This window comes from Avibacterium endocarditidis, assembly GCF_002921145.1.
Taxonomy (GTDB): Bacteria; Pseudomonadota; Gammaproteobacteria; order Enterobacterales; family Pasteurellaceae; genus Avibacterium; species Avibacterium endocarditidis.
This window is the reverse complement of sequence record NZ_PQVI01000067.1, coordinates 22107-31605: the sequence shown is the minus strand read 5'-3', so window position 1 is coordinate 31605 and position 9499 is coordinate 22107. Positions and strand designations below refer to the sequence as shown.

General features: G+C 42.6%; 11 protein-coding genes and 3 pseudogenes. 4 read left to right on the top strand and 10 right to left on the bottom strand.

Features of this window, described 5'->3' with window-relative positions; translation table 11 throughout:
- From C3Z13_RS05190 to C3Z13_RS05170, 4 genes are all read left to right on the top strand, one after another.
- The coding region (locus C3Z13_RS05190) for a cytochrome c-type biogenesis protein (protein WP_425427454.1) at nt 1–451 on the top strand (451 nt) is incomplete at its 5' end.
- A gap of 3 nt (nt 452–454) precedes the next feature.
- Nucleotides 455–1354 carry a c-type cytochrome biogenesis protein CcmI gene (gene ccmI / locus C3Z13_RS05185; RefSeq protein ID WP_103855221.1) on the top strand — a complete coding sequence of 300 codons (900 nt, stop codon included), beginning with the start codon at nt 455–457 and terminating at the stop codon, nt 1352–1354.
- Nucleotides 1355–1763: 409 nt separating this feature from the next.
- Nucleotides 1764–2159 carry an SMU1112c/YaeR family gloxylase I-like metalloprotein gene (gene gloA2 / locus C3Z13_RS05175; protein WP_103855220.1) on the top strand — a complete coding sequence of 132 codons (396 nt, stop codon included), beginning with the start codon at nt 1764–1766 and terminating at the stop codon, nt 2157–2159.
- A 16-nt stretch (nt 2160–2175) separates the two neighbouring features.
- Complete coding sequence (locus C3Z13_RS05170; RefSeq protein WP_146256870.1) at nt 2176–2730, top strand: DUF8095 domain-containing protein; 555 nt, start codon at nt 2176–2178, stop codon at nt 2728–2730.
- Between the two features lie 41 nt (nt 2731–2771).
- Here the strand turns inward: C3Z13_RS05170 and hda are convergent.
- The 10 genes and pseudogenes from hda to hisH all read right to left on the bottom strand — a co-directional run bounded on the left by hda (nt 2772) and on the right by hisH (nt 9449).
- Nucleotides 2772–3463, bottom strand: a pseudogene (gene hda, locus C3Z13_RS05165) (DnaA regulatory inactivator Hda).
- A 105-nt stretch (nt 3464–3568) separates the two neighbouring features.
- Nucleotides 3569–4821, bottom strand: a pseudogene (locus tag C3Z13_RS05160) (nucleobase:cation symporter-2 family protein).
- A 99-nt stretch (nt 4822–4920) separates the two neighbouring features.
- Nucleotides 4921–5546: pseudogene (upp, locus tag C3Z13_RS05155) on the bottom strand (uracil phosphoribosyltransferase).
- Nucleotides 5547–5685: 139 nt separating this feature from the next.
- A complete protein-coding gene (locus C3Z13_RS12675) occupies nt 5686–5952 on the bottom strand; it encodes a chorismate--pyruvate lyase family protein (RefSeq protein ID WP_281258775.1) in 267 nt (88 codons plus the stop codon).
- Nucleotides 5953–6008: 56 nt separating this feature from the next.
- Nucleotides 6009–6188 carry a chorismate lyase gene (locus tag C3Z13_RS12670; protein WP_281258774.1) on the bottom strand — a complete coding sequence of 60 codons (180 nt, stop codon included), beginning with the start codon at nt 6186–6188 and terminating at the stop codon, nt 6009–6011.
- A 9-nt stretch (nt 6189–6197) separates the two neighbouring features.
- Complete coding sequence (gene hisIE, locus C3Z13_RS05145) at nt 6198–6824, bottom strand: bifunctional phosphoribosyl-AMP cyclohydrolase/phosphoribosyl-ATP diphosphatase HisIE (RefSeq protein WP_103855218.1); 627 nt, start codon at nt 6822–6824, stop codon at nt 6198–6200.
- Nucleotides 6825–6832: 8 nt separating this feature from the next.
- Nucleotides 6833–7606: an imidazole glycerol phosphate synthase subunit HisF gene (gene hisF / locus C3Z13_RS05140; RefSeq protein WP_103855217.1), complete on the bottom strand. Its 774-nt coding sequence runs from the start codon at nt 7604–7606 to the stop codon at nt 6833–6835.
- Nucleotides 7588–8319: a 1-(5-phosphoribosyl)-5-[(5-phosphoribosylamino)methylideneamino]imidazole-4-carboxamide isomerase gene (gene hisA / locus C3Z13_RS05135; protein WP_103855216.1), complete on the bottom strand. Its 732-nt coding sequence runs from the start codon at nt 8317–8319 to the stop codon at nt 7588–7590. Before hisA ends, hisF begins: the two co-directional genes overlap by 19 nt.
- A gap of 42 nt (nt 8320–8361) precedes the next feature.
- Nucleotides 8362–8856: a protein disulfide oxidoreductase gene (locus C3Z13_RS05130; RefSeq protein ID WP_103855215.1), complete on the bottom strand. Its 495-nt coding sequence runs from the start codon at nt 8854–8856 to the stop codon at nt 8362–8364.
- Nucleotides 8856–9449, bottom strand: a complete 594-nt coding sequence (hisH, locus tag C3Z13_RS05125) for an imidazole glycerol phosphate synthase subunit HisH (protein WP_103855214.1) — start codon at nt 9447–9449, stop codon at nt 8856–8858. The genes C3Z13_RS05130 and hisH overlap by 1 nt, the downstream gene beginning before the upstream one ends.
- Nucleotides 9450–9499: the final 50 nt, after the last annotated feature.

Genomic DNA, 9499 nt, shown 5'->3' with positions numbered 1-9499 from the left:
TTTATTTTGCGCCATCACGGCAAAGGCAGCTATTGAAGTGCGAAATTTTGCTTCAGTGCAACAGGAACAGGATTACCAAAGCCTAACTCAAGAGCTACGTTGCCCGCAATGCCAGAACAATAATATTGCCGATTCCAACGCCACCATTGCCGTGGATATGCGAGAGAAAGTGTATGAATTGCTCAGCCAAGGGCAAAGCAAACAGCAAGTGGTGGATTATATGGTACAACGTTACGGCAATTTTGTTACCTACAATCCACCGCTCACACCGGCTACGGTGTTACTTTGGGCTGTGCCAGTTTGCCTTGTGTTGTTCGGCGGCATTTTAGTGTTACGCCGTAAACCGAAAAAACAACCACAGGCAAAACAAAGTGCGGTGCAAATTAATGATGAAAATTTAACCCAAGCGGAACAGCAACGTTTACAACAATTATTAAAGGATAAGGAATAAACAATGAATTTTTGGCTCATCAGTTTTGCGATCACCCTTATTGTGGCGCTAATTTGTTTTTATCCCTTATTATTTTCAGGCAAACAAGTGCTTGACAGCAACAAGCGTAACAAACTAAATAAAGCCTTTTATTTCAATCGTTTGCAAGAAATTGAAGAAGATGAAAAGCAAGGTTTAATTGAAAACGCCTCGCAGTTACGTACGGAATTACAGCAAACCTTATTGCAAGATATTCCTGAAAATGAACAACTTCAGCAAGATGGCAAACGCTATGGCAAAATTTGGTTTGTATCGGGCTTTTTAACCTTAGCAATTTTAGCGGGGCTAGGCTATATGCAAGCAGGCGCTTGGCATCAAGAAGCTATGCTTGAAAAAACCTACCAAAAACTGCCGCACTTTTATGAACGTTTAAAGGAAGAAGAAAGCAATCCAATGAACGATCAAGAATTGCAACAATTTGCCACCGCATTGCGCTTAAAATTGCAAAAAGAACCCAACAACGCGGCGGACTGGTGGACGCTTGGACAAATCGCAATGAATCTGGATAAGGCACGTTTAGCCTATGACAGCTACGCCCGTGCGGTAAAATTAGATCCTGAAAATATTGAATATCAGCTTTCTTATGCGCGCATTTTAATGTTTTCCGATGACCAAACGGATAAAAACAAAGGAATGGACTTGCTCAAAGGCGTTCTGCGCAAAGATCACAGCAACCTACAAGCCCTTGGTTTACTCGCATTTCAATATTTTGAAAGCGAAGAATACAAAATGGCCGCAGTCACTTGGGCGATGATGTTACGCCTAATCCCCGAAAATGATCCAAGAGTCGCCCTGCTTGAAAAAAGCATCCGCGCCGCACGCGATGCACAAGAAGAAAAGGAAAAGGCGGTGCAGAAAAAATAATCTTGTTTACTTAAGATTAATGTGTAACTAAAAGGGCGAGTAATGTTTAATATTTTTAAAAGACCAGTAAATAAAGAAAGTTTACAATCGTGGTGAAAAATCCTTGATGATATTGCAAAAGTTGCGATTTTTAGCCGCCCCTGTAGTACTATATGGAGAGAATGCGATAGGCTATAAAGTACTAAGTTGTCTATTTCTCGTTATTTCTGCCTATGCTTGTTTATTCAGTGCAGTTTTTATGCGTAAGAATTTAGAGAAATTGATAACGGAAAGGAGGAGTAAATGGCATTTACAATCGGGCTTGGTATTATGGCAGCACTGTGCGTGCTACTTGCTGTGACCTTAGAAAAAGTTTAAAACAAATAATTCATTGGCTTGCAAATTTTAGACTTTTAATTTTGTGTGAAAAATGAATTCATTATTTTTAGGTTTTCATCATATTGCAATTATTGCGTCAGACTATGCGAAATCTAAACATTTTTACACGCAGATTTTGCAGGCAAAGGTTATTCAAGAAACCTATCGGGCGGAGCGAGAAAGCTATAAGTTGGAGCTAACCTTACCCGATGGCAGTCAAATTGAGCTGTTTTCCTTTCCAAATCCGCCAGCCAGACCAACAAGACCAGAGGCTTGCGGTTTACGCCATTTGGCATTTAAAGTAAAAAATATTCATCAAGTTATGGCATATTTAGCCCAACATAACATTTTTTGTGAACCTATCAGAGTGGACGAATTAACGGGTAAGCAATTTACCTTTTTTCAAGATCCTGATGGTTTGCCTTTAGAGCTTTATGAAATTGAATAAAATATTTGGTACAAAAATGAAAAAGTTGAATGTAACGATAGCGATCTTGAGTGGTCTTATTAGCAATATTGCTATAGCAGTCGAAGAAATGGTAGAACCTTCAGGTTATGTGGAAGTTTTTCGTTTTTCTGAAAGTCAGTCTGAAAGTCAAACCTACGTCAGCGGGCAATCAGAGCAACTAAATCCTCAAAAAATGAGCGATGCAGAAAAGCTAGCAAAAAGTATTGAGTTTGAAGTGTACGAAGTTGGAGAAAATCGTGTTGCTCACACGGTATTCAAATCTGGCGCAGGGATTTGTCGTGGGTTTAAATCGCATTATGGCGTGGATCTGACAGATTCTCGCACTTATTACGTTGATCAAGCCAATAATGAATATTATGCAAGTATCGCAGGCGCAACCATTTATTCTAAAAATGCGCCAGAAAATGTGCAATATGCTCCAGTATTTAACATTCAAGATGAAAAACTTGCCCAGCAAGTACAAGATGAAGAAAATAAATACGGTAAACAAGTGGCAACACAAAATATTACAAAAAATTCAGAAATGTTGAAAAAAACAATTTGTCGATAAAATGATTAAAAGATGAAAGGGAAGTATGATTACTTCCTTTTTTATAACTGTAAAATCTCTTTCACGAAAGGAATGGTGAGTTTACGTTGCGCCTGTAAAGACGCTTTGTCTAAATCTGCCAACGCGCGGAATAGGGTGTGCATATCGCGATCAAGGCGTTTAAGCAGAAAGTTAGCGGTTTCATCAGGCAGTTCAATGCCACGGGAATGGGCTTTTTGTTGCAGCACCTTGATTTTCTGCTCGTCATCTAAAGGTGCAAGCTGGTAACTTTCCCCCCAAGATAAACGTGAGCGTAAGTCAGGCAATTTCACTGGAAGCGCGTTTGGCGATTGATTAGCACTGATGAGCAAAATGCCCCGTCCTTGTTCGCGCATACGGTTAATCAGGTCAAAAATGGCTAGTTCCCATTCATCATTACCGATTACTGCTTGAATATCATCTAGGCAAACTAAATCTTGCTGTTCTAAATTTTCCAGCACTTCTGGGGAGAAATATTGCGATTTGCTCAATGGCACATAAATAGAAGGGCGTTGCTGCACTAAAAATTCATTGGAGCAGGCTTTTAGCAAGTGGGTTTTTCCGCTACTTTCCGATCCCCAAACGTNNNGAAAAACTGCTGTTTCGGATCTGCAAAATTTTTATGCAAGGAATCCAGCAACAATAAATTATTGTCGGCATAAAAATTCTCAAGAGTTTCTTCATCAATTTGATGAATGGGAAGCGGTAACTGCAAATCTAATAACCAATGTATTCGTAAACTAAAGTGCGGTAAGAATATACAAAAAAATAGGGATAAATAAAGCCTACCCCTATTTTCTGCGTTGAATTTGGTGGAATTTTATTCTTGAATTTCTACCTGATCTTTCGCTTTCGGTAAAATCAAGTTAAGAATAATCGCCACAACCGCACATAAACTAATGCCTTTTAGTGAAATTTCGCCGAAGTTCACGAACATTCCACCGATACCAAAGGTCATCACCACGGAAATAATGCACAGATTGCGCGCTTCGGTAACATCAACTTTACCACGGATTAAGGTACTCATTCCCACCACGGCAATCGAGCCGAACACCAACATCATAATGCCGCCCATCACGATGGTTGGAATGGTGGAAAGGAATGCCCCCACTTTTCCACAGAAAGAAATAGCAATCGCCCATACGGCTGCCCAAGTCATAATATTTGGATTGAAGTTGCGGGTGAGCATCACCGCGCCTGTTACTTCGGCATAAGTGGTATTTGGTGGGCCGCCTAATAATGAAGCGGCGGTAGTTGCCACGCCATCACCTAATAAAGTGCGGTGTAACCCTGGTTTTTTTAGGAAATCTTTACCTGTTACCGAGCTAATCGCCATAATCCCGCCAACGTGTTCAACGGCAGGGGCAATAGCGATAGGTAAGAGATATAAAATCGCTTCCAGTTTAAATTCTGGTGTGGTGATATTTGGCAGACTGAACCAAGGTGCGTCTAGTACAGGTTGGAAATTGATTAAACCTAAAATAAACACAGCACATAACCTGCGGTGATCCCAAACATAATCGGGATTAATTTCATAATGCCTTTCGCGAACACCGCAACAGAAAGGGTAGTCAGCAAGGTAACCATTGAAACGAGCACTGCATCATTGTATTCATAGGCAGAATTTTTGCCCAATGCCATATCCACCGCCACAGGTGCTAAACCCATACCGATAATAATGATCACAGGGCCAACCACCACAGGCGGGAACACTTTTTGCAATGCTTCTGCGCCTCTTAATTTAACTAAGGTACTCAGTGCAAAATACACCAAACCCGTGCAGGCAAGTCCGCCCATTGTTACCGCAATGCCCCAAGTGGCCACGCCATATTGGATTGGGGCAATAAACGCAAAGGAAGACGCCAGAAAAATTGGCACTTGTTTGCCTGTGCATAATTGGAAAAGCAATGTTCCCACGCCAGCGGTTAATAAGGCGGTGTTGGCATCTAGCCCGGTAATTAACGGCACAAGCACTAACGCACCAAAGGCCACAAACAACATTTGCAAGCCGACAAAAGCTTGCTTCGCTTTACTTTCCACCTCGACAGGTGCATTTGGATTGGTTTTTGTCATTTTAAGTTTCAACTCTCTGTCTGAATTAACTTTAAAAAAACGCTTTATTTGCATAAAACGCGCGGAAAAAAACGGCATAAATGCCGTTTCTAAAAAAGGTTATTTTGTGCCAAAAATCTTATCGCCTGCATCACCCAAGCCCGGGATGATGTAGCCTTGCTCATTTAATTTTTGATCGATAGAAGCAGTGTATAATTCTACATCAGGGTGTGCTTTTTCTAACGCAGCAATCCCTTCAGGAGCTGCCACTAACACTAAAACTTTGATTTGATTACAGCCTTTTTCTTTTAATAAATCAATGGTTGCAATCATTGAACCGCCTGTTGCCAGCATTGGATCGACCACGATCGCTAAGCGTTCTTCTAAATCACTGGCGAGTTTTTGGAAGTAAGGCACAGGTTGAAGAGTTTCTTCATCACGGTACATTCCCACCACGCTAATTCTTGCGCTTGGGATATGCTCTAACACGCCGTCCATCATTCCTAGACCAGCACGCAGAATTGGCACAACGGTTACTTTTTACCTTTAATGCGATCCACTTCCACCGGGCCGCACCAGCCATCAATGATGACTTTTTCCGTTTCTAAATCTGCCGTTGCCTCATAAGTAAGCAAGCTACCCACTTCCGTGGCTAATTCACGGAAATCTTTGGTGCTAACATCAGCGGCACGCATTAAACCGAGTTTGTGTTTGACTAATGGATGTTTGACTTCAACAATTTTCATCTGTAACCCCTTATTTCGACCCGTAAAAATAAAATCGACAAATTCTAAATCAAAGTAACGAAAATGAACAGCGAAATTATGCAAAATCAGTGAAAAAAGTGCGGTGCGTTTTCACTGATTTTTTTATATAAAGCAAAAATCAGGCAGGGAAAGGAAACTCTGCGAGAAATAACTCTTTGATTTGTAAAGGATAGCCTTTGAGATCAAAATCAGAATAGCGCGCATAAAGCCCCGTTTTAGGATCTTGCTGCCAATATAGCGAAACACGCTGCATAGGTTGCTTAAATAACCATAAACCAATGGGCTGTTCGCCCAGCTGAAGCACATATTGCGCCACATTCTGCACGGTGGTTTGAGGAAGTGTCGTTTGAGCAAAAATCCACGGCGTGCCATCGCCTTTCAGCAATACTTCGCGTAACCAAATTTGCTCAAGTGCGGTACTTTTTGGCGAAATTTTTTCGCTTAAGTTTCTTGCCAGCCTTGATAAATCACTTCTACGCGAAGTTGCTGGCAGGCTTGCTGTAATTTCTGCGTTAGCGAGCCTTGATGTTGCACCCATTGGGCAATTTCAGGCGCAGCAAAATGCCCTGATGTTTGCCAATCAGGGCGATCGAGTAATTGACGATAACGTTCAAAATCCATTTTTTAGACTTATTTTTGATGACGTTCTTTCAGCTTCGCGATAATATCCGCCCAGCTCAAGTCGGCATCTTGCAGTAACACCGTTAAATGATAGGCTAAATCCGCCGCCTCGCAAATGGTTTCTTCGCGATCTTTCACAGTTGCCGCCAGCGCAGTTTCCACGCCTTCTTCCCCCACTTTCTGTGCAATGCGTTTTGTGCCTCGTGCATAGAGATGTGCGGTGTAAGAACTTTCAGGATCAGCGCCTTTACGGCTGGCAATCAAACGTTCTAATTTGCTAAAAAAGATCCAATCAGGCTCGCTTGATTTTTCAAATTGATGAAAGCAACTTTCCGCCCCTGTGTGACAAGTTTCACCAATTGGATCGGCAAGAATTAATAGGGTATCATTATCACAATCCAAGCTCATATCCACCACATTGAGGAAATGCCCTGAGCTTTCCCCCTTTGTCCATAAGCGTTGCTTGGTGCGTGAATAAAAGGTAACTTTCCGCTCCGAGAGGGTTTTCTCAAGGGCTTCCGCATTCATATAGCCCAGCATTAACACTTCGCAAGTGTTTGCATTTTGTACGATAACAGGGAGCAAACCGCCCACTTTTTGCCAATTAATTTGTTCTGTTAATAATTTATTGCTCATTTTATTCCTTAACCTCTCACTTCAATTTTTTTATTGCGTAAATAACGTTTTAATTCGCCAATATCAATAATCCGCTTATGAAACACGCTTGCGGCTAATGCACCGTCCACATTGGCTTCAATAAAGGCATCGCGGAAATGCACTATTTCACCCGCTCCTCCTGAAGCGATCAGTGGTACGTTGCACACTTCCCGCACCTTTTTCAGTTGAACTAAATCATAGCCTTGACGCACGCCGTCTTGATTCATCATATTTAGCACGATTTCGCCTGCCCCGCGTTTTTGCACTTCTTGCACCCAATCGAGGGTTTGCCAGTTTGTTTGGCGGGTGCGTTTTTCATCTCCTGTGTATTGGTTCACCCAATATTTATCTTGTGCTGCGTCATACCAAGTGTCAATTCCCACCACGATCGCTTGTACACCAAAACGATCCGCCAAGCGAGAGATTAAATCAGGATCGGCAAGTGCGGGGGAATTTATGGAAATTTTATCCGCGCCAAAAGTGAAAATTTGCTCTGCATCGGCAATAGTCTTGATTCCCCCAGCCACACAGAATGGAATATTGATCTCTTTGGCAACCCGTTCCACCCAGCTTTTATCTACGGTGCGGCCGTCTGACGAGGCGGTGATGTCATAAAACACCAACTCGTCCGCGCCTTCTTCCGCATAACGTTTTGCTAGCGGCACAATATCGCCGATAATCTCGTGGTTGCGGAATTGCACGCCTTTCACAACCTGCCCATCACGAACGTCTAAACAAGGGATTATGCGTTTTGCCAACATTGAATTGCCTCCGCCACGTCAAATTTTCCTTCTAGTAACGCACGACCCACAATCACGCCAGCCACGCCCGTGTTTTTTAACGCAGCAATGTCTGCCAACGAGCCAATGCCGCCTGAGGATTGAAATTCAATCTGTGGAAAGGCGGTGCAGATTTCTTGGTATAACGCCACATTCGAGCCTTGCAATGTGCCATCGCGAGAAATGTCAGTGCATAGTACGTGCTGTAATCCCACTTGGCTGAAATCTTCAATCACTTGCTCCAAAGTGAGCGAGCTAGTTTCTTGCCAGCCGTGAATGGCGATGCGTTTTTCACCATCCACGATATGAATGTCTAAGGCTAAAACGAATTTTTCTGCACCATATTTTTGAAACCATTGCTTCACCATTTCAGGCTGCTTAACCGCTGTTGATCCAATGACTACACGGTTCGCCCCAACACGCAATAAATCTGCTACATCTTGTTCTGTACGAATGCCCCCGCCCACTTGAATATGAGCTTGCGTTGCGGCAATGATTTCGCCAATAAGTTTAGTTTGGCGTTGGCTCGGATCTTTCGCCCCCGTTAAATCCACCAAATGGAGTTGTTTCGCCCCTTGCGATAAATAATGCTGAAATTGGGCGATGGGATTGTCGCTATATTGGGTCTGCTGGGCGTAATCCCCTTGATACAACCGCACAACCTTACCGTCAATAAGGTCAAGTGCGGGGATAATTTGTGATGTTTTTTTTCATTGTTGTGTTCTCTTTTGTTTTTATTAACTAAGCCATAAACGTAATTTCAAGCCCCATGGGCTGCTTAAGCCTGTGGTAGTGTGAACGATTTTACCGTTTTTAATAATGATAATACTTGGCGTAACCTGAATGTGCCATTGGGCGGAAAGCAATCCCTGTGGATCATTTACGGTCAAAAAATTATATTGATGTTGCTGTAAATAGTCTTGTACCGCCTGATCATTGCCTGATTTTAACGCCACGCTCACCACTTGCACTCCCTCATTGGCGAGGCTAGCGATGCTGGGTGAAGTGAGGCGACAAATACTGCACCAACTGCCCCAAAAATAGAGTAGGACGGGTTTCTCTTTGCTGAGTTTAGCTAACTGAACGCTTTCCCCATTCAATGCAAGCAATGTCTGTTGCAAAGCATTTTCTGGGGCATTCGGTCGCCGCCAATAATCCATTGCGAAAGAGATCGCGCTAAACAATAGGGCAAAAACGAGCAGATTTTTCACCGCACTTTTGATTTTATTCATTACAGATTTTCCATAAAATTCCGCAATAATTGTTCGCCTACCTTGCCTGAACGCTCAGGGTGAAATTGCACGCCGTAGAAGTTATTTCTTGCAATCGCCGCAGAAAATGGCACGCCATAATCACTAGTGGCAATGGTATTGTCATTCGGCAACACGGCATAACTATGCACAAAATAGAAATAGCTGTCTTGCGGAATATCGCTAAAGAGCGGGTGATTATCCTGATAATGCACCTTATTCCAGCCCATATGCGGTAGCGGCAAGCCTTTGTTTGGCAATAATTCCGTTTTTCCTTGAATGAGCTTGAGTGTGCTGATCTCGCCCTCCGCTGAATAATCGGTCATTAATTGCATTCCCAAGCAAATGCCTAAAACAGGCTGAGTGAGCTGTTGAATTGTTTCAATTAAGTGTCGAGATTGCATACTTTGCATTGCGGCTGACGCAGTCCCCACCCCCGGTAAAATAAGTTTTTCTGCACTTTGAATTTTGGCTAAATCATCGGTAATTTCCGCCTGATAGCCCAAGCGCTCAAACGCAAATTTCACCGAAGAAAGATTAGCGCAGCCTGTGTTGATGATAGTAATGGTTTGCATTGTTTTCTAATCTATTATAAATGTGGTTACATTGTGTTGAATTAATTAAT